This is a genomic window from Calidithermus roseus (assembly GCF_003574095.1).
GTDB classification, from domain to species: Bacteria; Deinococcota; Deinococci; order Deinococcales; family Thermaceae; genus Calidithermus; species Calidithermus roseus.
Map to the genome: position 1 here is coordinate 26,897 of NZ_QWLA01000019.1, position 21,642 is coordinate 48,538.

The 21,642-nt window shown below is 66.3% G+C and carries 16 protein-coding genes and 1 pseudogene; 1 reads left to right on the plus strand and 16 read right to left on the minus strand.

Going from position 1 to position 21,642, the window contains the following annotated elements; genetic code table 11:
• Positions 1–12: 12 nt before the first annotated feature.
• The 10 genes and pseudogenes from Mrose_RS06580 to Mrose_RS06630 form a co-directional block, all read right to left on the minus strand.
• A complete protein-coding gene (locus tag Mrose_RS06580) occupies positions 13–879 on the minus strand; it encodes an ABC transporter permease (protein ID WP_119276678.1) in 867 nt (288 codons plus the stop codon).
• A 6-nt stretch (positions 880–885) separates the two neighbouring features.
• Positions 886–1,833: an ABC transporter permease gene (locus Mrose_RS06585; RefSeq protein ID WP_119276680.1), complete on the minus strand. Its 948-nt coding sequence runs from the start codon at positions 1,831–1,833 to the stop codon at positions 886–888.
• A 23-nt stretch (positions 1,834–1,856) separates the two neighbouring features.
• Positions 1,857–3,452, minus strand: a complete 1,596-nt coding sequence (locus Mrose_RS06590; protein ID WP_119276682.1) for an ABC transporter substrate-binding protein — start codon at positions 3,450–3,452, stop codon at positions 1,857–1,859.
• Positions 3,453–3,470: 18 nt separating this feature from the next.
• On the minus strand, positions 3,471–4,226 hold the full coding sequence (locus tag Mrose_RS06595) for an IclR family transcriptional regulator (protein WP_220452295.1): 756 nt from the start codon (positions 4,224–4,226) through the stop codon (positions 3,471–3,473).
• A 444-nt stretch (positions 4,227–4,670) separates the two neighbouring features.
• Positions 4,671–5,717 (minus strand): glycoside hydrolase family 43 protein, encoded by a 1,047-nt coding sequence (locus Mrose_RS06605; RefSeq protein WP_119276686.1) that lies wholly within the window; start codon positions 5,715–5,717, stop codon positions 4,671–4,673.
• 584 nt (positions 5,718–6,301) lie between these two features.
• Positions 6,302–6,895: pseudogene (locus tag Mrose_RS19780) on the minus strand (family 1 glycosylhydrolase); the annotation flags it as partial.
• Between the two features lie 9 nt (positions 6,896–6,904).
• On the minus strand, positions 6,905–7,774 hold the full coding sequence (locus tag Mrose_RS06615) for a carbohydrate ABC transporter permease (RefSeq protein ID WP_119276690.1): 870 nt from the start codon (positions 7,772–7,774) through the stop codon (positions 6,905–6,907).
• Positions 7,774–8,724 carry a carbohydrate ABC transporter permease gene (locus tag Mrose_RS06620; protein ID WP_119276692.1) on the minus strand — a complete coding sequence of 317 codons (951 nt, stop codon included), beginning with the start codon at positions 8,722–8,724 and terminating at the stop codon, positions 7,774–7,776. Before Mrose_RS06620 ends, Mrose_RS06615 begins: the two co-directional genes overlap by 1 nt.
• A 117-nt stretch (positions 8,725–8,841) precedes the next feature.
• The gene (locus tag Mrose_RS06625) at positions 8,842–10,167 is read right to left on the minus strand and encodes an ABC transporter substrate-binding protein (protein ID WP_119276694.1); all 1,326 of its coding nucleotides are present in this window, start codon (positions 10,165–10,167) and stop codon (positions 8,842–8,844) included.
• 9 nt (positions 10,168–10,176) lie between these two features.
• Positions 10,177–12,000: a glycoside hydrolase family 2 protein gene (locus Mrose_RS06630; protein WP_182482706.1), complete on the minus strand. Its 1,824-nt coding sequence runs from the start codon at positions 11,998–12,000 to the stop codon at positions 10,177–10,179.
• Positions 12,001–12,202: 202 nt separating this feature from the next.
• Between Mrose_RS06630 and Mrose_RS06635 the strand changes: the two genes are divergently transcribed.
• The gene (locus tag Mrose_RS06635) at positions 12,203–13,165 is read left to right on the plus strand and encodes an ArsR/SmtB family transcription factor (RefSeq protein ID WP_119276698.1); all 963 of its coding nucleotides are present in this window, start codon (positions 12,203–12,205) and stop codon (positions 13,163–13,165) included.
• 107 nt (positions 13,166–13,272) lie between these two features.
• On the opposite strand, the gene Mrose_RS06640 is transcribed toward Mrose_RS06635, so the two are convergent.
• The 6 genes from Mrose_RS06640 to Mrose_RS06665 form a co-directional block, all read right to left on the minus strand.
• A complete protein-coding gene (locus Mrose_RS06640; protein WP_245969633.1) occupies positions 13,273–14,115 on the minus strand; it encodes a carbohydrate ABC transporter permease in 843 nt (280 codons plus the stop codon).
• Positions 14,112–14,981 carry a carbohydrate ABC transporter permease gene (locus tag Mrose_RS06645; protein ID WP_220452296.1) on the minus strand — a complete coding sequence of 290 codons (870 nt, stop codon included), beginning with the start codon at positions 14,979–14,981 and terminating at the stop codon, positions 14,112–14,114. The genes Mrose_RS06640 and Mrose_RS06645 overlap by 4 nt, the downstream gene beginning before the upstream one ends.
• A 1-nt stretch (position 14,982) precedes the next feature.
• Positions 14,983–17,322 (minus strand): glycoside hydrolase family 31 protein, encoded by a 2,340-nt coding sequence (locus Mrose_RS06650; protein WP_119276700.1) that lies wholly within the window; start codon positions 17,320–17,322, stop codon positions 14,983–14,985.
• A gap of 54 nt (positions 17,323–17,376) precedes the next feature.
• Positions 17,377–18,594: an ABC transporter substrate-binding protein gene (locus Mrose_RS06655; protein ID WP_119276702.1), complete on the minus strand. Its 1,218-nt coding sequence runs from the start codon at positions 18,592–18,594 to the stop codon at positions 17,377–17,379.
• Positions 18,595–18,612: 18 nt separating this feature from the next.
• Positions 18,613–19,794 carry an ROK family transcriptional regulator gene (locus Mrose_RS06660; RefSeq protein WP_182482707.1) on the minus strand — a complete coding sequence of 394 codons (1,182 nt, stop codon included), beginning with the start codon at positions 19,792–19,794 and terminating at the stop codon, positions 18,613–18,615.
• A 264-nt stretch (positions 19,795–20,058) separates the two neighbouring features.
• A complete protein-coding gene (locus Mrose_RS06665; protein ID WP_119276706.1) occupies positions 20,059–21,462 on the minus strand; it encodes a replication initiator protein A in 1,404 nt (467 codons plus the stop codon).
• Positions 21,463–21,642 lie beyond the last annotated feature (180 nt).

The window sequence follows — 21,642 nt, forward strand, 5'->3', positions numbered from 1 at the left end:
CGTGGCAGCGGCCTAATTCCTGGGGTCAAGCACATCCCGCAGCGCGTTGCCCAGGACGTTGAAGGCCAACACCGTCACCGCGATGAACAGCCCCGGATACACCGCCAGCATGGGATTGGAGTAGAGGTAGGCTTGGGCATTCTGCAACATGTTGCCCCAGGAGGCCAGGGGGGGCTGGATGCCCAGCCCCAGGTAGCTGAGGGCGGCCTCGGTGAGAATGGCCCAGCCTACTCCGAGCGTGGCCAGCACGATGGCCTGGGGCAGCACCTGGGGAAAGATGTGGCCGAACATAATGCGCGCGTGCGAGGCCCCCAGGGCGTGCATGGCCTCCACGAACTCCCGCCCCCGGTACTTGGAAAACTCGGCGTAGACCACCCGCGCCATCTGGGCCCAGAAGCCGATCCCTACCGTGAGCACCACGGTGAGAGGATGGTTGCCGAAGGCGGTCACGATCACCAGCACCAAAAAGAAGCTGGGGATGGACATGAACACGTCCACCAGCCGCATCACCACGGTCTCGGCCCAGCCTTTGAAGTAGCCCGCGATTCCCCCAACCACAGTCCCGATGGTCAGCCCCACCAACATCGACAGCAAGCCCACAGAAAGCGAGATCCGCCCACCATAGAGCAGGCGGCTGAGCATGTCTCGCCCGAGTTCGTCGGTGCCGAGGGGATGGGTTGGGCTCGAGGCGGCCAGGATGTTGAGCGGGTCGGTGGCGTCGGGGGCAACGCGGTAGAGGAGCGGACCGAAGACCACCAGCAGCGTCAGCAGGCAGATCGTCAGGAAGGCCCCTAAACCCACCGGGTTGCGGCGAACCCGCAGCCAAAAGCGGCTTTGGGAGCGGGAGGGGGCGGCAGCGCTCGGCGTAATACTGTTCATGGCTGATTATTCGTGGCTGATCCGGGGGTCCACGGCGGCATAGAGGAGGTCCACCAGCAAGTTGACCACCACCACAATGGCGCCCACCAGCAGGGTGACGCCCAGAATCACCGGATAGTCGCGCCCGTTGGCAGCCTCGATGGCCAGGCGGCCCAGCCCGGCCCATCCGAAGACGCTCTCTACTACCACCGAGCCTGAGAAGAGCACGGTGGTGATGAGCCCCAGGATGGCGATCACCGGGACCATGGCGTTCTTAAAGGTATGCTTGAGCAGCACCACTCGCTCCGGGAGGCCCTTGGCCCGGGCGGTGCGAACGTAGTCGGAGGTGAGGACCTCCAGCAGTGCTGAGCGGGTGATGCGAATGACGTTGGGCATCAGGGTAAAGGCCAGCACCCCCGCGGGCATGGCCAGGTGGCGCAGCCGATCGGCGAGGGAGAACTCCTGGCCCACCGTGAAGATGCCTGAGGAGGGCAGCCATTTGAGCTGCACTGCGAAGACGATGATGGCCACGATGCCCAACCAGAAGGCCGGGACCGACATCCCCACCGTAGCCAGGCTGCTGATGAGGTGGTCGGGCCAGCGGTTTTTGTGCAGCGCCGACAGCACCCCCAACACCACCCCCAACAGGGCGGTGAGTGTGAGGGCGGTGAGGGCTAATTGCAGGGTGTTGCCCATCCGCTGCGCCAGCAGCGAAGAGACTGGGAGCCCCTGGTTGTAGGACTCGCCCAGGTCTCCTCGCAACACCCCACCCAGCCAGTCGAAGTAGCGGATTAGCACCGGGCGATCCAGGCCGTACTGCCGAAGGACGGCTTCGCGCTCCTCGGCGGTGCGGCCCAGGCTCACTGCTGAGGTGGGGCCGCCGGGGGCCAGATTGATGAGCAGGAAGGTGATCACCGAAATCAGAAACAGCACGACCACTCCCTGGAGGAGTCGGCGGACGACGTAAGCGGCCACCTGTCCTCACCTCCTGGCTTCGTTCATCGCTTGACGAACCACTCCGAAGAGTGCTGGAAGGCCGTGGCGGTGTTGATTTCCGCCATCCCCCCCACCCTTTCGTTACGCACCGAGATAATGTCGGGGTACCACAAGTAGAGGTAGGGGAGTTGCTCGGCCAGCAGGCGCTGGATGCGCCGGTAGATGAGCACCTGATCCTGCACCCTGGTGGCCTTCAGGCCCTCCTCGAGCAGCTTGTCGAGCGCGGGATTCTTGTAGTTGGGGATGTTGTTGCCCTTGTCGGCGGCGGCGGAGGCGTAGTAGGGGGTGACATCGGGGGTTGGAGGGGTGCTCCACCAGGCTAGGGTGGCCTCGTACTGGCGGTTGACGAACATTTTCTGGATGTAGGCGTTCCACTCCATCACGTTGACATTGGCCTTGACCCCGATGGCCTTCCAGTACTGCTGCACCAGAAGAGTGGCCGGCACCAGGTAACCGAACTGTCCGGTGGGCATGTCGATCTCGAAGGGCTTACCGTCCTTGAGCAACACCCCATCTGGGCCGGGGGTCCAGCCCGCCGCGCGCAGCAACTCCTGCGCCTTCTTGGGGTTGTATTCATATTGCGGCACGTCCTTGGCGTAGAAGGACTTCTGCAGCGGGGCGATGGGACCGGTGGCGATGGTCCCGTAGCCGCGCACTACCGAGTCGATCATGGCCTTGCGGTCGAGGGCGTGGAGCAGGGCCTGGCGCACACGCACGTCGCGGAAGCGGGGGTCGTTCTGGTTGAGCGCCACGAAGTAGTAGAGGTTCTGGCTCTGCCGCAGCACCTGCAGCTTGGGGTTGCGCTCCACGCCAGCCAGCAAGGCAGGGTTCGAAACGCTCACGAAGTCAAGCTCCCCGGAGATCACCTGGGCCATCTGGGTGTTGGGATCAGGAACGATCCTGAAGACGATGGAGCCGATCTTGGGACTGCCGCCCCAGTACTTGTCGTATCTAACCAGGCGCACATACGAGCCTGGCACGAACTCGGCTACGCGGAAGGCTCCGGTGCCGATGGGGTTCTTTTTGTTGAAGCTGGCCACCTGGAGCGGGTTCTCAGCCTCAGCCAGGACGTGCTTGGGCAGGATGCCGGCGAAGTAGGCCAGGTAGTAGGGCAAGGAGGAGAAGGGTGCATTGAGCACGAAGCGCACCGTAGAAGGGTTGACCACCTCCACGCTCTTGACCTTGCTGAAGTTCCCTGCGTTCTGCGCGCCCAGTTTCTTGTTGAGCACCACGTCGTTGAAGGTGAAGGCCACGTCCTCGGCGGTGAAGGGCTTGCCGTCGTGCCAGGTCACGCCCTTGCGCAGGTTGAAAGTCCAGGAAAGGCCGTCCGGGGCCACCTTCCAGCTCGTAGCCAGGCCGGGAGCTGGGCTCAGGTCCTTCTTGTTGTAGCGCACCAATTGGTCAAAGAGGATGGTGTTGATGAGGTTGGACTCCACCACCGCCCCCGGGGTCCAGGGGTTAAGGGTAGGGTCGGCGTTGGTCGCCAGGTTCAACGTCGCGTTGGGATCGAAGTCCTGGGCCAGCACCCCACCCAGGCTGAGCGCCCCCGCCAGCAGCGCCGCACTTATGCCCCTAAACTTCCACCGTATGCCTTTCATCGCTTAAAGCCTCCTTCCCTATCCGGTGTAGCCGAGTTGCCTCGAGATGGCCCTGGCCACCTGGACAATGAGCTCACTGAAGCGGCTGAGGGTCGCGTCGTCCACTCGGAAGGCAGGTCCTCCGACGCTGATTCCGCCGATTACCTGCCCACTGTGGTCAAAGATGGGGGCACCCACGCCCCGCGCGGCCAGGTCATAATCGCCATCGCTCACCGAGTAACCCCGCTCCCGGATGTGGAGCAGTTCCTGCCGTAACTTGCCGGGCTCCACCACCGTGCGTTCGGTATAGCGCGGGTAGCTGGGCAGTCGGCCCAGGATGCGCTCCTGCTCGGCCTCGGGGAGGTTGGCCAGAATAGCCTTGGGGACCGCCCCGGCGTGCAGTGGCACCGACTGGCCTAGCACCGAAGCCACCCTCACCCGCTGGTTGCTGTCACGCCGATCAACGCACACCGCCGAGTCACCTGCCAGCACGAAGAGGTTCACCGACTCGTCGGTCTCGGTGGCGAGCCGGTCCATGAAGGGGGCAGCCACCTCGACTAACGAAGCCTGCTGGCTGCTGGCGGAAGCCGCGTTCAGCACGCCGATCAGTGGGGTCAGGGCGAAGCGCCCGTCAGCTTCCATGCGCAGGAAACCGGCCTCCTCGAGGGTCTTGAGCGAGCGATAGATCTGGTTCTTCTCCAGGCCCATCCGTGCAGTGACCTCCGAGAGGGAGAAGCGGTGCGGCGGAGCGCTGAACGCCAGGAGAACCTGCAGCGTGCGGTACGAGGAATTCATGATGTATTGGTTCTGCCGCTGGGCTGGCTTAGGATCGTCTAGCTGTTTCATATAGTGATATAGGTTCAAAATATAATACGCCGCAGCCTGCGTGTCAAGGCGAACCAGCGCAGCCGGTATGCACGGCCTCGAGCCTCTTCAAGTAGCCGTGCCCGGTGCGCCGGACGACCTGCTCGAGCGGCTTTCGGTAGGCCACACGGCAACCGCACAAGCTTCCGGTAGAACTTGCCGAGGTGTTCGGCGTGATTCTTGCGGATAGCACGGCTGGTGACGGTCTTGAGGCTGTTGACGGCAAAGGGCGGAAGCAGAAAGGCCGGTCTCAACCGGGCGATACTCGACGGGGGCGGGGAGGGTCTGAGGTCTGGCCCCGTCGAATCGCGAAACCCCGACCATACCGCGATCGCGGTATGGTCGGGGGTAGTTCGTAAACCCCCTTTCGGATATTCACCAGCCAGGGTCGCCCGAGGGCAGGGGGCTGGGGCCGACGCTGGGAGGGGCCACCCGGGGCAGGCCGTCGGGGCCCCAGGTGATCTTCTGCGCGCGGGGGCTGCGCTGCTCCTTGCAGCCTAGGCCGGGGCCGGGGTTGGCGTGGTACATGATCCAGTCCTCCTTGCCATCGGGGGACTTGAAGAAGCTGTTGTGGCCGGGCCCGAAGACCTGGCCAGCGTCGTTGCGGGTGAGGAAGGGCCGGGGCATCTTCTGCCAGGACTTCGGCTGGAGCAGGTCGGCGCCCTGCAAGGCCACCAGCACCCCCACGGCGTAGTCGTCACTCCAGCAGCCCGATCCCGAATAAGCCAGGTAGATCTTGCCGTTACGCCTGGCCACGGCCGGGCCTTCGTTGACCGCGGCGCCGTGGATCTCCCAGGGTTGGTCGGGGACGGAGATCTCGACCCGTGGCCCGGAGATGGTCCAGGGGTTGGACAGGGGGGCGATGTAGAGGTTCTGCGGCTTCTCGTTCGGCATCAGGTCGAAGGGGGTGCCGCTGTAGACGACGTAGAGCCTGCCGCCGTTCTCGAGCACCGTGGGGTCGATGGCCCAGAAGTCGTTCTGGGGGTCGAAGAGGCGGGCCTTGTACCCGTAAGGCCCCAGGGGATCGTCGGCAGCCGACTCGAGCACGTGCATGCGCTGGGCGGCACAGCACTCCGAAGGCCCGGCAGTGTAGTAGAGGTACCAGCGGTACTGCCCGGCCGGATCCTTGAGCCGGTGGAACTCCGGGGCCCACACGTGGCAGCAGCGATCGGACTCGAAGTCGGCCCACACGACCTGCTCGGGGGCCTGGCCCAGCGTGGCCAGGCTGCGGGCCTGGCGGATGCGGATGTCGGTGCCGGTGGTGTAGGTGAGGTAGTAGTGCCCGTTGAAAAAGGTGACGAAGGGGTCGGGACCGCTGGGGAGGATGGGGTTGGCAAAGGTTTTTGCGGGTTGGCTCGAGGCGCTCATAAGCATAAGCATCAGGAACAGCAAAGCGAGCAGGGGGAAAGGTCTGGCTGACATCTCGTCCTCTTGTTCGATGGGATTCAAATCCCCTCCGCCACGGCCCGGCGGAAGCGCTCGGCGGCCGGGGTGGGCTGGCGGTCGGAGCGGGTGGGAGATAGCCGGTAGAGCCCCACCGGGCACAGCCTGCCCTCGAGGCGGGTCAGCAGCGAGTCCCAGTCGTAGAAGTCGAACAGCGGCCACCAGGTGTAGCCCCGCACCCAGACCCCGCCGGCGCGGGCCTGGCGGACCTGGTCCAAGGTGTACTCGAGCCAGCCCACCGGGTCGTGGGTGGCGCTGGTCTCGGCGACGAACAGCGGCCTGCCGTAGCGGGCATGGTAATCGGCCAGGGCGCGGGCCAGCCCCAGCGGCTCTGAGGCCACCCGGATGGCCAGAGTGCCGTCCTCAGCGCGGTAGAGTTCGTGCTCGGTCTCGGGATAATAGTCCAGGCCGATCACTTCGATCTCCACCGGCTCGGCGCGCAGGCCCGCCTCGGGGTAACCTGCTGCCTTGAGCCACTCGTAGCTTTCCTGTCCGGGCCGGGTCAGCCCCAACAGCAGGTCGAAGGCGGCGTAGCGCTCGAGGGTGCGCCGGGCGGCCTCGCCGGCGAGGTCGGGGGTGGCGGGGTGGAAGAAGTCGGCGGCGTCGTTGAGCCAGATCTCGGCCTCGGGGTTGGCGGTGCGGATGGCCCGAATGGCCGCGCGCACTCCCTCCACGATGGGGAAGAGCATGCGCACGAAGCCTGCGCGCCCCTTGAGGTAGGGCGGCCAGATACCCCAGCCCGCACGGAAGTAGGTGCTGATGTAGGGCTCGTTGAGCGGGGTGAGCCTGTTCACCCGGCCCGCGTAGCGCCGGGCGAAAGCGGAGGCGTAGGCCTCGAGCGCCCCCACGAAGTCGCGGTCGAGAAAACCTTGCTCGAGCCAGGCCGGGGTGCCGAAGTGCACCAGGTCCCAGATCGCTTCCAGGCCCAGCCGCTCGAGCTCGGCGATCACCTCGTCGGCCCAGCCCCACTCGTAGACGCCGGGCGCAGGGTTGAGCTCAGCCCAGGGCAGCCCGTAGCGAATGTGGCTCACACCCAGGCCCCTGGCCAGCGCCAGATCTTCACGCCAGCGAGCGCGGTGGCCGGTCCAGGCCAGCTCGTCCACTCCCATCTCCAGGATGTGCGCGTTCTCTATGCCTATGGCCCAGAAGAAGCTCATGCCGCAAGCTCAGTCCTTCATGCCGGTGAGGGCGATGCCCTGCACCAGATAGCGCTGGGCGAAGAGGTAGGCCACCAGCACCGGCAAAGCCGCGATGGCCGTGCCGGCCATCAGTTTGCCGTAGTCGGTGACGTAGCGGCTGGAGAAGAGGGTGATGCCTACCGGTAGGGTCTGCATGTCACCGTGGACGACGAACAGGGGCCAGACGTAGTTGTTCCAGCTGGCCATGAAGCTGAACACCCCCAGCGTGACCAGAGCCGGCACCGACAGCGGTAGGATCACGTGGCGCAGGACCTGGAGGCTGTTGGCCCCGTCCATGCGGGCGGCCTCCTCGAGTTCCCTGGGGATGCCCAGGAAGAACTGCCGCAGCATGAACACGCCGAAAGCCTGGGCCACTCCCGGCCAGATCAGGGCGTGGTAGGTGTCGATCCAGTTCAGCTGGATCATCATGATGTAAAGCGGGATCAAGGTCACGATCCCCGGCACCATCATGCTGGAGAGGACGAACCAAAACCACGCCTCGCGCCCCCAAAAGCGCATGCGGGCCAGCGGGTAGGCCGCTAGCACGCACAGCGTGACGCTGACGAAGGTGTAGCCGAAGGCCATCACCACCGAGTTCCAGGTCCAGCGCAGGATGTTGCCATCGGGTGAGGCCAGGATTTCCCGGTAGTTCTCGAGGGTGGGGCGGGCCGGGATCCACTGCACCGGCTGGGCGATGGTGTCGGACTCCGGTTTGAGCGAGGTGGAGATCATCCAGTAGATGGGGGTCAGGAAGATCATCGCCAGCACGCACAGGAGCAAAAAGCGCGGGATGTCCCTGGGGAGCCTGCGCCTGGGCTCGCGGGCGAGGGCAGGAAGCTTCTCAACCGTCCGGGCCATCAGCGCATGCCTCCTTGCATGTCCCGCGCCATGATGCGGAACTGAAGGACGGTAAACACCAGCATGACCAGGCCGAAGACGAAGGACATGGCGGTGGCGCTGGAGAATTGGTTGTTGCTGAAAGCTTCCTCAGTGATGTACATGATCACGCTCTGGGTGGTACGGGTGGGACCGCCGCCGGTGATGATGAGCGACTGCCCAAAAAGTTGCAGGCTGGCCAGCACCGTGGTCACCGCCACGAAAAGGGTGGTGGGTGCCAGCAGGGGCAGGGTGATGTGGCGGAACCTGGCCCAGCTCCCCGCCCCATCGAGTTCGGCTGCCTCGAAGAGGGCCTGGGGAATGTTGCCCAGGGCCGCCAGGTAGAGGGTCATGTTGAAGCCCACCGTCCACCACACCGTCCCCACGACGATGGGGACCCAGGCCAGCCACTCGGTAGTGAGGTAGGGCAGGCGGGGCAGCCCCAGGTACTCGCTGGCGATGATGTTCACCAGCCCGCTCTGGTTCTCGAACATCCACTTCCAGAGGATGCCCATCACCGCCACCGACAGGATGCCCGGCATGAAGAACACCGCCCGGAAGAAAGCCCGGCCGACGATGGGACGATGCAAGAGCAGGGCCAGCCCCAGGGCCACCGCGATCAACAGCGGCACGCTCACCGCGGTGAAGAAGAGGGTGTTGAGCAAGGTGCGCCAGAAGAATTGCGACTGGGGGGTGCTGGGGTCGAAGAGGTTGCGGTAGAACTCGAGCCCCACGTAAGGCTGTGTGGGAGCCAGCGGATCCCAGCGGTGGGTGCTGATCCAGATCCCGTATCCCACCGGGTAGACGGTGAAAATGAAGAAAAAGATGGCGTGAGGCAGCAGGAAAAGATAAGGGACGAGCGGGTTGGATTCGTTGAGCGCGAAGATGCTCCCCTTCCGCTGGGGTCTTTCCTGTGCCGTCCTTGCGCTCACCTCTTACCTCCTGATCCAGGGTTGGCGCTTCATGCTTTATGCTCTGGTCTATAGGTCTCGCGGAAGCTCGTCGATCGGAAAGGGGGGGGTCGGGAAATGTCCCGGCCCCTCTGCCCTTCAGCGGATGCTCTGGCGGGCCTGCTCGATCTGCTTGTTGGCCTCGTTTACCCCGTCGTCGAGGGCTTTCTTGACGTCCTTCTTGCCCAGCAGCGCCGCTTCGAAGGCGGCGTCCCAGGCCCCGCGCACCTGGGCCACCCAGGGGTAGCCCGAGGTCGGGTAGACGTTGGGCAGGGCCTCGAACAGCTCCTGCATGGGGTTGTTGTCGTAGCTTTTGTCCTGGGCCACGACCGGCTGGGTGGGCAGGCCGCCGGCCGAGGTCCACTTGAGGTTCTGGGCGGGTTGGGTCATCCAGGAGATGAACTCCAGCGCAGCCTTGCGCTTGTTGGGATCGTAGCCTGCACGCTGGCGGGGCAGGGTGAGGTGGCTCGAGCCGCCCCAGGCCGCGTCCATCTTGGTGCCCAGGCGGGGGAAGGGGGCGATGCCGAACTTCAGGCCCTGCTGGCCCTGATACTGGCTGAGCATCCACACGCCGTTGAAGTTAAAGCAGGCTTTGCCCTGGCGGAAGGCGGTGATTTCGCTCTGCTCGGTAGCGTTGGCCGGTGAGACGTGGTACTTGCCCACCAGATCGACCAGGAACTGCACGGCCTCCACGGCCTCCGGAGCGTTGAATGTGGCGTTGAGCTTTTCGTCGACGAGGTTGGTCCCGTTCTGGCGAGCCACCGAATAAGCGATGGTGCCGCCCATCCAGGGGGTGGGGATGCCTACGCCCCAGGTCTCGAGGTTCTTGGGGTCAAAGCCGCTCTGCCCCGGCTTGCGGCCTGCCCTGTCGGTGGTGCAGGCCTGAGCCGCCTTGAGGAACTCGTCGCGGGTTTTGGGTGGCTTGGCGACCCCGGCCTTGGCCAGCAGATCCTTGTTGTAGTACATCGCCAGCGCCACCGAGTGGATGGGCACGCCGTAGGACTTGCCCTGGTAGTCAGCGGTTTCCCACAGCGCTTTGTAGAAGCGGTTCTTGTCGATGTTAGCGGCCCGCAGCTCGGCGGGGGCCAGCTCGCTGAGGGCTCCTCGAGCGATGAAGCCGGTGATCTGATCCTCGTTGATGACCACCACGTCGGGAGAGCGTCCCGAAGCCACCAGCGCGGCGAGTTGCTGCCAGATGGTGCCCCAGGGCTGGGCGGTGGCCTTGACGACGATGTTGGGGTGGGTCTCGTTGAAGCGCCGCACCAGCTCCTCCATCACCGGGCGGTCGGGTCCGGTGAAGCCGTGGAGGTAGGTGATCTCCACCTTGGGTCCGGTGTAGCTCGATTGCGTCTGCGCGAGGATGAACCCGCCCGTGCCCAGGGCGCCCAGCAGGAGCGCCAAACCGATCTTGCCTTTCCTGTTCATCTTGCCTCCTTACACCGAAACGGCGGCCTTGCGTTGTTTGTCCAGCCAGCGCCGGGAGTAGCCCAGCGGGTTGGCTTCGTCGTAGGGCTGCGCGGGCCCACGGGTAGCGCGGCACAGCCGATCAAGGTCGGCTTTGGGGGTGCGGTCGGCGTAGAGCAGACCGTTCTTCTCCTGGAAGGTGTCGGCGAGCTGGGTATAACAGAAGCCGGCCAGACCCTCGCTGCGGTGCACGGCCTCCAGCAGGGCCGTGTAGTGCTCCAAGAAGCCCTCCGCGCTCTGGGCGCGGCTGTAGCCCCAGCCGTCGCCCTGCGAGAAGGCAATGCCGCCGAACTCGCTGAGCAGGGCGGGCTTCTCCCGCCAGCCGAAGTCCTCCAGCACCAGACGGCGCCCGCCGGGACGGAAGGCCTCGACGGCCTTCTCCAGGGCCTCGAGGTCGGCGTAGCGCCGCAGGATCACCTCGGGGTCGGGGGTGTAGTCGTGGATGGCCAAGACGTCGCTCACCGGCTGCTCCCACCCGTCGTTGGCGCTTACCGGCCGGGTGGGGTCCTTGGCGCGGGTGAGGTGGTAGAGGCCCTTCACGAAGTCGCGCTGGGCGGCCTGGGTGGGCAGGTCGGGCACGCCCCACGACTCGTTGAAGGGCACCCAGCCCACCACGCAGGGGTGAGAGTAGTCGCGCTCCATGGCCTCGAGCCACTCTCGAGTGAGGCGATCGATGGTCACCGGAGAGAAGGTATAGGCGCTGGGCATCTCGTCCCACACCAGCAACCCGATGCGGTCGCACCAGTACAGCCAGCGGGGGTTTTCGAGCTTCTGGTGCTTGCGCGCGCCGTTGAAGCCCAGCCGGCGGGCGAGCTCGACGTCGCGGCGCAGTTCCTCGTCGCTGGCGGTCATGAGCCCCTCGGGCCAGTAGCCCTGGTCGAGCACCATGCGCAGGTAATAGGGGCGCTCGTTGAGCAAAAAGCGCCGGCCCTCCAGCCGTACCGAGCGCAGCGCGGTGTAACTGCACACCCGGTCGAGCACGGCTTCGCCTTGCAAGAGCTCGAGCTCGGCGTCGATGAGCTGGGGGTGCTCGGGGCTCCACAACAACTCGTCGCGCAGGTCATCGATGCCGGGATCGGGAAGGGCGAGGATGCGTACGAGGTGGGGACCACCCACGGCATAGCGGTCCTCAGCCAGCACCTCCTCACCCACGCGCAGCCGCACCCGCAGGCTCAGATCCGGCAGAAGGGGCCCGGCGAACTCGGTCTCGAGTCGCAGGCTCCACTCGGGCACGCTGGGAGTCCAGCGCAGCTTCGCGATACGGGTGCGGGGAACAGCCTCGAGCCACACCGGCTGCCAGATACCGGTGGTGCGGGGGTACCAGATGGAGTGGGGCGCGGGCTGCCAGTCCTGCTTGCCGCGTGGCTTGGCCAGGTCGTGGGGATCGTCCTCGGCGCGCACGACGACCTCGAGCACGTCGCCCTTCAGCGCGTCGGTCACGTCGGCGTAGAAGGGGGTGTGGCCGCCGGCGTGCTCGGCAACGCGCTCGCCGTTGGCCCACACCGTGGCGCGGTAGTCCACCGCGCCGAAGTGCAGCAGCAGGCGCCCGGCCTCGAGCTCCTGCGGGGTGAGCCGCACGGCGGTGCGGTACCACACGGCACGGTGGTAGCCCTGATCGCCGAGCCCGCTGCGCGGGCTCTCGGGGGCATAGGGCACCAGGATTTCGCGGTCGAACTCGACCTCTTCGGGGTGGGTGAAGCGGGCCTCGTCGTCGAAGGCGAAGCGCCAGAGCCCGCCGAGGTCGCGCCAGTGGGGGCGCTCGAGCTGGGGGGTGGGGTGCTGGGAATCGGGCATGGGGAACTCCACAGGAAACCCTGGTCGGAGGTGCTTTATATGTACCGAAATATTACAGCCAAGTGCGAAATGTGTCAAGATTTGACGAAATAAATGCGAGAATCGTTCGGGGCGAGCCCATGCGGACTTCTCCACGGCTGTTGGGGTTTGCCAATGTTTCGGATTTTCGTGTAACATCGAAACAAATGAGGGAGGGGTCAGCATGCCGACATCCGGAAATCGCCGCCTGACCGTCGAGGGCGAAGCCGCCGTGCCCGTTCTGCGGGCTCTGGACTCCGAGACCCGCATGCTCATCTTCAGCCTGCTCTCGCACGAGGGCATGAACGTCTCGGAGCTGGCCGAGGCCATGGGCATGGCCCACTCCACGGTGAGCACCAACCTCAAGATGCTCGAGGAAGCCGGGCTGCTGGTGGTGCAGTACGTGCCGGGTACACGAGGCTCGCAGAAGCTCGTGGCCAAGCGCTACGACGAGATCCTCATCAAGCTGCCCGGCGTGGCGGTGGAGGCCGACCAGGACGTGGTCGAAATCTCCATGCCCATCGGTAACTACCACCGCATCGACGTCAAGCCCACCTGCGGGCTGGCCAGCGACAGCAAGTTCATCGGGATGCTCGACGACGTGCGCAGCTTCTACGAACCCGATCACGTCTTCGCCCAGCTCCTGTGGTTCGGCCAGGGCTACGTCGAGTACGCCTTCCCCAACAACGTGCCGCACGGCGCCGTCACCACCGAGCTCGAGCTCTCCGCCGAGATCTGCTCCGAAGCCCCGCAGTACGACAACAACTGGCCTTCCGACATCACGTTATGGATCAACGGGGTGGAGGTAGGCACCTGGACCAGTCCCGGCGATTTCGGTGGCAGGCGCGGCAACCTCAACCCAGCCTGGTGGCCCGAGGATCAGACCCAGTACGGCATGCTCAAGCGCTGGAAGATCAATGGCGAAGGCTCCTTCATCGACGGCGAGGTCCTGTCGCCGGTCAAGCTGGCCGACCTGAGACTGGAGAGTGCCAACCACATCGAAGTGCGCCTGGGGGTCAAACCCGACGCCCGCAACGTGGGGGGTATGAACCTCTTCGGACGGCGCTTCGGCAACTACCCGCAAGACCTGCTGATGCGGCTGCGCTACACCTTCCCCGAGGGGCACAAAGCCCTCAGGGTCAAGTGAAGGCCCCGTCGCGCAACCAGCAGTGGGGGGACTGCGAGAAATTGGGGCTCGCCGAGAAGGGACCTGAAGGGTGCTGGGCGCCCAGGTCGCCGTGTATGGTTACGCCGCTACCCTTTCAGCCCCGAGGCGGTCACGCCCTCCACCACCCAGCGCTGGGCGAGGAGGAAGACCACCACCATCGGGATTACCGCGATCACCGTCCCCGCCATCACCAGGTTCCACTGGGTCTGGCCGGGGTAGAGCCCCTGCAGCGTGGCCAGGGCCAGCGGCAGGGTCATGAGCCGGGGGTCGTTGACGATGAGCAAGGGCCACAGGAAGCTGTTCCAGGAGGCCATGAAGCTGAACACGCCCAGGGTGGCCAGGGCCGGGCCCGACAGCGGAAGCATCACCCGGGCGAAGGTGGTGAAGGTGCTGGCCCCGTCGAGCACGGCGGCCTCCTCGAGCTCCCCCGGCAGCGCCAGGAAGAACTGGCGCATCAAGAAGGTGCCGAAGGCGCCGAAGAGGGCGGGGACCACCAGCCCCCAGTAGGTGTTGGTCCAGCCCAGGGCCTTGACCACGATGAACAGCGGCGTCACCGTCACCGCGAAGGGCACCATCAGCGTGGCGAGGTAGGCCGCGAAGAGCAGGTCGCGCCCGGCGAAGCGGAAGCGGGCGAAGGCGTAGCCCGACATCGAGCTCACCACGAGCTGGCCCAGCGTGGTGGCTGCCGCCACCAGCAGGGTGTTGAGGAAGACCCGGACGATGGGGAAGCTCCGGGCCACCTCCCGGTAGGCCTCGAGGGTCGGCTCGCGGGGCAGGAGCTCGGGCGGCAGGCTCAGCACCGCGCTGGCGGGCTTGAGCGAGGTCGAGAGCATCCACAAGAAGGGCAGCAGCATGACCACCGCCCCCAGCCCCGCCAGCAGCGTCAGCCCCCAGTGGGCCCAGTCCAGCCGGGCGCGTCGCAGCGTCACAGCGCCCTCCGCTGCAGGCGGGTGAGCGCCCAGGAGCTGAGGAAGATCAGCGCGAAGAGGAACCACGACATCGCCGCCGCGTAGCCCATCTGGCTGTAGGAGAAGGCGTTCTTGACGATGCGCTCCACCAGCACCGTGGTTGCCCCGGCCGGGCCGCCGCCGGTCATGACGTAGACCTGGTCGAAGACCTGGAAGGAGTTGATGAGGCTGAGGGTGAGGGCGAAGTAGAGCGCAGGGGCCAGCAGGGGCAGCGTCACGTAGCGCAGCCGCGCCGCCCCGCCCGCCCCGTCGATGGCGGCGGCCTCGTAGTACTCGCGCGGGATGTTCTGCAGCCCCGCCAGCAGGATCGCCATCACGAAGCCGGTGTCCTTCCACACGCTGGTGAGGATCACCGCAGGCATGGCCCAGTTCGGATCGAACAACCAGCCCGGACCCTGCAGGCCCACCAGGCCCAGCAGGTGGTTGACCAGGCCGTAGCCCGGGTTGAGCAGCCACTTCCACACCAGCGCCACCGCCACCCAGGCCGTCACCACCGGCAGGAAGTAGACCGCGCGGAAGAAGTCCCGCCCCGGGATGCGGGCGTTGAGCACCAGGGCCGCCCCCAGGCCGCACAGCATCACCAGCGGGATATAGCCCAGCAGGAAGCCGAAGGTGTGCCGCAGGGCCCGCCAGAACTCGGGGTCGGCCCACAGGGCACGGAAGTTGGCCAGCCCCACGAACTCGGGCGGAGTGAGCAGATCCCAGCGAGCAAAGGCCAGGCCCAGCGAGGCCAGGATGGGCCCCATCACGAACAGCACCATCCCCAGCAGGCTCGGCCCCAGGAAGAGGGCCAGGGTGAGGGTGCGCCGCCAGCCGCGCTCGTACACCCTAGCCCTCCCAGCCCAGGACCGCCTCGAGCAGTTGCCCCAGCCGAGGGCTGTCGGCCCGGACGAAGACCGGGATGCGCTCCAGCGGCGCTGGCACGCTCAGGGCTCGGCCACCCGCGAAGCGCGCGCCGGACCACAGATAGATCCACTCCCCCGGCGGCAGCCGCACCGCCCGGCTCGAGGCCCCCTTCTCCACCACCGGTGCCACCAGCAGGTCGCGGCCGAAGAGGTAGGCGTAGGGGTCGCCCGCCAGAAAGTCATGGGCCTGGGGGTAGGCCAGGGCAGGATAGCGCATCAGGGGCAACCCCAGCTCAGCGGCGGCCTCGGCCTCGGCGTGGAGGTAGTCGAGCAGGCGCATCCTCAGCCGGGCGTAGCGGCGGAAGACCTCCAGCGCCCGCGGGTCGCCGTGGCGGGCGGCGACGTTCCAGGGGCTGCGGTCGCGGTCGTCGGCGGAGGCGTGCAGCTCGGAGTGGTACTGCATCACGGGGCAGAAGGCCGCCATCGCCGCCGAGCGCAGGTAGAGCTCGACGGTGGGGATCTCACCGCTGAAGCCGCCAATGTCCCAGCCCCAGATGGACACCCCGCACACCCCCGCCGACAGCCCGGCCAGGATCGAGGCCTTGAAGGCGCTCCAGGTGCTGTTCTCGTCACCCGCCCAGTGGGCGGGGTAGCGCTGGGCGCCAGTGTACCCTGCGCGGGAGAAGGTCAGGCCCTCGCCGGGTCGGTAGGCCTCGAGGAAGCGGTGGTAGGCTCCCACGTAGAGGTTGGGGTAGGCGTTGTAGAGCTCCAGTCCCCGCCGCCCGTCATGTGCCCGCAGGTCGTGGCCCCACAGGTGCTCGCCGCCGTCGGTCTTGAAACCGTCGACACCCAGGTCCAACAGGTACTTGCGCTTGCTGAACCACCACGCGCAGGCCTCGGGGTTGCTGAAGTCGAGCACGTGGCTGCCCGTGAACCACCAGCCCTTGTTGCGGTAGGGGGTGCCGTCGGCGTTCTGGATCACGAAGCCCCGCTCGAGGGCGTAGGCCACGTCGGCGTCGTGCTGGGGGTGGGGATGGCCGGCGTGCTTGAGCACCGGGATCTGCCACAGCAGCACCCGCACGCCGTGGCGGTGGCACTCCTCGATGAGGCCCTTGGGGTCGGGCCAGCGCCCGCCGAAGCGGAAGTCCTGCGCGTGCAGCGCCCCCGCCCCGTCGGTAGGGGCGTATTCGGCGTCGTTGAAGACGTAGAAGGTGGTCTCGTCGCTCCAGGCCTCCAGCACCAGCACCGTCGCGGGGACCCCCTCCTCGAGCGTGCGCCGCAGCACCGCCTCCGCCTTGGCCTGCGAGTTCCAGGTGTTGGCCGAGATCCACGGGCCGAAGGCCCACTTCGGTGGCACCACGATGGGCCCGGTGAGCCGCACGAAAGCCGCAGTCACGCCGTAGGGCTCCGCCGCGACGATGAAGTGCAGCGGCAGGCTCGCCGTGGGGGTCGGGAGTTTCTCCAGGGTCAGGGTGCGGGCGCCGAGGTCGAAGTGGCTGGGTTCCTCAGCGGCCAACCACAGCCCGTAACCCGCCGAGGAGAGCAGGAAGGGCACCGGGAGATAGGTGCGGGGGCCCTGCTCTTTGTACTCCTCGTAGACCCGCACGTCGTAACGGCCAGCGGCCTCGAGAGGGATGAAGCGCTCCCCCAGGCCGTAGAGGGTCTCTCCTGCCCCGGGCGTGAGGGCGCAACGCAGCCGGGTCACCCGGCCGTCCCCCAGCGCCAGCCAGCGCAGCCGCGCCGAGCCCCGGTAGCCACCCCTGGGCCCCTGCACCGCCAGGGCCAGCGTGGTGAGGTCTACCTGCACCTCCACCCCCTCCGCCACCACCCGCAAGGCGCCGCTCCCCTCTTCAACCCTGCAGGGCAGCCCCTCCAGCACCGCGGGCTCGAGGAGGCCGACGCGGAACTCGGCCCTGCACACCCCTTCGAGGGGAAAGCTCAGGGCGAGGGTGGCCCGCACCCCCGCCTCTCCCACGAGATCCAAGTAGACTCCATAGGGCTCCCCGCGCACACCCAAGCAGCGGTCAGCCTCGAGCCAACGCCCGACTTCGAAGCAGTAGGGACCACTCTGCTCGGCCTCGGTGGCCAGGGTGTAGGCGTGCCTTCCCACGGTAGCGATACCGAGGTCGGCCACCCAGTAGCCCTCGCCCAGCGGCTGGGCCTCTAGACGCTTTCCGGCGAAGTTCACCCAGGCTTCCCTCACTCCGGACTCAGTCTGAAAGCCCACCTGCACCCGTTCGCCAGGCTCAGGGTCGCGGGGCGTGCGCTCGACGGGCAGCGGGCGATAGGGGTCGTCGTGGCCGTAGGGTTGGTGCAGGATCATGCTCCTCCTTGGGGGGCCGGATCTCCCGGCCCCAGGACAGTGGCAGGGTGGCGGCTAGCGGCGAAGCAGGGCCTCAACGCGGCGCTGGGCATCGGCGAGGGCCTGCTCGGGGGTCTTGGTGCCCAGGCGGGCGGCCTCGAGTTCCTGGTTGATGATGTCTTGCAGCTGCGACTGGTTCTCCACCACCGGCGGGGTGATGGCGTACCGCAAGGAGTCGAACACCGCCTCACGGTTGGCCGGTAGTGGCCTCTTGAGGTAGGCGTCGAAGAGCGCACGCTGGGCGAGCGAGAGGGCGGGCAGTTCCCAGGCCCGGTCGATGCGGGTCTTGACCGTAGCAGGGCTGGCGGCCAGGAACTTGACCCATTTGAAGGCGGCCTCGGCGTGCTTGGTGGTGCGCGAAATCACGGCGGCGTTGGAGAAGAAATGAGTGGCCTTGCGGATCCCGCCGGGCTCGACTGCGATGTCCCATTTGAACTTGGCCTGGCTGAACTTATCGAACATCCAGATGCCGCTGTAGAGCATCCCCAGCTGCCCGCCCAGGAACATGTCCTCGTTGGAAACCCCGCTCATCTCGGCGTCGGAGGGCATAACCTTGAGCCGCACCTTGTCCACCAGGTAGCGCAGGGCCTCGCGGTTGGCCGGGGTGTCGATCTGCACCCTGGGACCTACCTGCAAGCCACCGCCAGCCTGACGGGCGACTTTATAGAACTCCCAGAACTGCACGGGCTGGTACACCCCCCATACCCGCTGAGCCGGGTTACTGATCTTCTGGGCCGCGCTCAACACGTCCTTCCAGGTCCAGTTGGCATTGGGATAGGCGACCCCGGCCTTGTCGAAGAGATCCTTGTTGTAGAAGAGCACCACCGTAGAAAAGGTGATCGGCAGACCATACTGGATGTTGTTCTGCCGGAAAGCGCTCAGCGCGGCGGGGTAGAAAGCATTGTTGAGACTGGTATCCTGGCGCAGGAAGGGGTCGAGCGACAACAGGGTGCCCCTCGAGGCGAAGGTCACGAAGTTCTCGTAGTTGAGTTCGAACACGTCGGGGGCCGAGCCTGCGGCGAGGTTGGTTTGGAGCTTGGTGAAGTAGGAGTCAAAGGGGGCGGTGGTGTACCGGATCTCGAGGTCAGGGTTCTCCTTCTCGAAGGCGGCGATCAAGGCCTCGAGGTCCTTGACGTGGTTCTGGTCGGTGGTAAAGGAAAAGTAGTTGATAGTGGTTCTGGCCAGTCCGTTGGCCAGCAGCACGAACACGAGCACGACCCAAAGCTTTCGCATGTCCCAACCTCCTCGCCCCTACACCCGGGGCCTGGCAAACACTTCCCGCTGTATCGTCAAACCCGCCGCCCCTCGCGCCCAGATGTCGTCGCCCCAGGGGCGGATGTGCACCTGCAGGCGCTGGGCCAATCCGTTGAAGGCGTTGCGCCGCAAGGCCTCCTCCATGGGCTCCAAGAAACTCCCCCCAAGCCTCACCCCCTCTCCAGCGATGACGATCATCTCCGGGTTGAACAGGTTGACCAGGTTGGCCAGCGCCACCCCCAGCCGCTCCCCGGCCTCGGCCAGCAGAGCCCGGATGCCCTCGTGGCCCCCCTCGGCAGCCTCGAGCAGCTCGGCGATCTGGAAGCGGCGCCGGCGGCGAAACTCGGGGAAGCGCTCTTTAGCCTGCTCGAGCAGGGCGGGCTCAGCGGCGTAGGCCTCGAGGCAGCCCCGCTTGCCGCATTCGCAGGGCCGCCCCCCGGCCTCGCTGACCGTGTGGCCCAGCTCCCCGGCCCCACCGTCGGCGCCGCGGTAGATCTCCCCGCCTATCACCAGCCCCGCGCCAATACCCCGGCCCACGGTGGCCACCGCGAAGTTGCGCGCACCCTTCCCCTGGCCAAAGAGCATCTCCGCTGCGGCCAAGGCGTTAACGTCGTTGTCCACGTGAACCGGCTTCTCCAGCCGCTCCTCGAGCAGCCGCCGCACCGGCACCTGCTGCCAGTGCAGGAAGGGCGAGTACACGCAGGTCCCCTCCGCCGGATCGATGACCCCGGCCATCCCCACCCCCAGCCCCACCAAGCGCTCGCTCGAACACCCCGAGGCTTCCAGCAGGGTCTGCACCTGCGCGATGACCTGCTCGAGGAGCGCCTCGGGCTCGGTGGAACCGAGCGCGACATGGCGGCGGGCCAGGACGTCGGTACGCAGGTTGGTGAGAACGATCTCCAGCGCCTCCTCCATCACCTTGACTCCCACCGCGTGCCAAGCGTCGTAGGCGAGCTCGAGCAGCACCGGCGGGCGTCCACCGCGCGGGGGGCCGCTGCGGGCCTCGAGCACCAAGCCCTGCTCGATGAGCTCGGCCACCACCCCGGTGACAGCCGCCGAACTCAAGCGGGTGAGTTCAGCCAGCTCGTTGCGCCCCAAAGCCCCGTGCTGGCGCAGCAGGTTGAGCACCAGAGCGCGGTTGATGGAGCGTACGGTGGACTGGTCGCCCTTGAGGATCAAGTGGAGGCCTCCCGGCACTTACTTAACTCAGTGAGTGAAGTTACTGTGCCCCGATCCTAGGGCAATGGCTTGCGCCTGTCAAGGGCTGCGCCGGAATGGCGTTCTGGGCGGTACTCGAGGCGGCGCTGGTTGCCCCGGCCGGAAGGTGCCGTCTTGGCCGAGAAGACCATCGCCCCTCAGCCCAGGTGCAGCCGTACGGCCTGGGGTGGCTGTAGACTTGCGGCCCGTCATCCTTCGAGGATCTGGACGGCCCCCGCGCCGGCCCTAGCCCGCTCCCAGACCGTCCAACATGCGCATCAACTCCTGGGTGAACGGCCCAAGCTGCAGCTCGACCTGGGCCTTGACCGCCGCCTCGGTAACCTCGCGGGGGTCCATCTTCCCGCTCTCGAAGGCCTCCGCGAGGCCACTGTAGTAGCGAGTGGGCATGTGCTTGCCCAGGATCAGGCTGAGCATGCGGATAGCCTTGGTAGCCCGACCCTTGGCGTCGAGGCTCTCCCACTCCGCGTCCGCCTGTTGCTGCTTGCGTTCCTCCGCGCGACGAGCCGCCTCGGCCCGCTTGGCCCTGGCCGAGGCGGCTTCCATCCGGCGGCTGCGTGAGATGAACCCCTCGGGGTCGCTGTACTTGCCCTCGTCGTCACGGATTACATCCACCAGGAACCCGGCCCGGTTGCGCGGGGTGTAGCCGGCGAGCAGGATGGCCTCAAAGCGGGCGATGCGCTCCTCGATCCGCTCGAGCCCATACGTACCGATGAGGCCTTGGGCAACCGGGCGGGCCACGCCGTAGCGGCCCAGCCGCGCCACGATGGCCTTAGCCTCCTCTGGGATAGCCGTCTGTTTGGCAAAGGTGTAGATGACTTCCTGCTTGGGGCCGCGCCCCTCATACTCGACGCCGGAGAGGTAGCCACGCTCCACGAGTTCCCTGTGAGCCCCCTCGAGGGTGCGCCGCACGCGGGTGGGGGTCTGGTCGACGATCTTGCAGGCCTTGGCCCACTCGACGATGTTGGTGCGAAATTGCGTCACCTCTCCCCCATCCGGCGACACGCGCTGGGCGTCCAAGAGCCGGTAGAGGGCACGGGTCAGGGGGCGGTCCAGGCTGGTGAGGAACTCGAGGTCGAGCGGCTTGAGGTATCTGGCCCGGATCGACTCGACGATCTCCCGTGCCAGCCGTATCTTGAGCACGCTGTGGCCCGAGAGGCCAAGCCTGTCGTCCTCGCTGGTGTACTCCAGGCGGTCGATGTAGCGGAATTTAACCGTGGTCCACTTCTTGCCGCTGCGCCAGGCCTCACTGGCGGTGAAGGTCGCGGTGGTCAGGCGCTCGAGGCTCTCCTTGAGTGCTTGGTAATAGTGCCCGCTGGTGTCCCAGCCGATCATCGAGAGGATGCGGTAAGCGGTGGTGACGATGGTGCCATCCTCGGGATTGCCGGCCTCCTGGTATAAGCTGATCAGCGCCAGGCTTACGTCGTTGTCAAGACCATGGGGCACCCCACCGTGCTCGGCCACCGCCACGCAGGAAAGCCGGGCCTGGCGGCCATCGATGTTGAAGTCTATGCTCCAGCTGGTGAAGTCGGGGGGAATACGCTCTTGGATGCTGATCAACCCGAGCCGAGCCACGTTGGCCTCGTCGAAGCGCCTGATGTCGTTGCTCCCGTTCGGGTTCTTTCGCGCCATTGCCCTTGATTATACTGGCTCACCCTGAATCCACGCTGCATGCACGCGCCGGCGGGTGTGTCCCAAAAACAACCCAATAGCCTAGACTGAGGCATGAGCCCACTACAAGAGCGGTTGATGGCGCTGATTGGGGAAGCGGAAGCGAAGGGTAAGGGGATGAAACTGGCCCAGCTGGAGCAG

What these genes read in the sequence shown, in the direction of transcription:
- Mrose_RS06650 (WP_119276700.1), bottom strand. Translation starts at nt 17,322, where the DNA reads ATGATCCTGCACCAACCCTACGGCCACGACGACCCCTATCGCCCGCTG.
- Mrose_RS06665 (WP_119276706.1), bottom strand. Translation starts at nt 21,462, where the DNA reads ATGGCGCGAAAGAACCCGAACGGGAGCAACGACATCAGGCGCTTCGAC.
- Mrose_RS06590 (WP_119276682.1), bottom strand. Translation starts at nt 3,452, where the DNA reads ATGAAAGGCATACGGTGGAAGTTTAGGGGCATAAGTGCGGCGCTGCTG.
- Mrose_RS06635 (WP_119276698.1), top strand. Translation starts at nt 12,203, where the DNA reads ATGCCGACATCCGGAAATCGCCGCCTGACCGTCGAGGGCGAAGCCGCC.
- Mrose_RS06605 (WP_119276686.1), bottom strand. Translation starts at nt 5,717, where the DNA reads ATGTCAGCCAGACCTTTCCCCCTGCTCGCTTTGCTGTTCCTGATGCTT.
- Mrose_RS06615 (WP_119276690.1), bottom strand. Translation starts at nt 7,774, where the DNA reads ATGGCCCGGACGGTTGAGAAGCTTCCTGCCCTCGCCCGCGAGCCCAGG.
- Mrose_RS06625 (WP_119276694.1), bottom strand. Translation starts at nt 10,167, where the DNA reads ATGAACAGGAAAGGCAAGATCGGTTTGGCGCTCCTGCTGGGCGCCCTG.
- Mrose_RS06655 (WP_119276702.1), bottom strand. Translation starts at nt 18,594, where the DNA reads ATGCGAAAGCTTTGGGTCGTGCTCGTGTTCGTGCTGCTGGCCAACGGA.
- Mrose_RS06580 (WP_119276678.1), bottom strand. Translation starts at nt 879, where the DNA reads ATGAACAGTATTACGCCGAGCGCTGCCGCCCCCTCCCGCTCCCAAAGC.
- Mrose_RS06630 (WP_182482706.1), bottom strand. Translation starts at nt 12,000, where the DNA reads ATGCCCGATTCCCAGCACCCCACCCCCCAGCTCGAGCGCCCCCACTGG.
- Mrose_RS06595 (WP_220452295.1), bottom strand. Translation starts at nt 4,226, where the DNA reads ATGAATTCCTCGTACCGCACGCTGCAGGTTCTCCTGGCGTTCAGCGCT.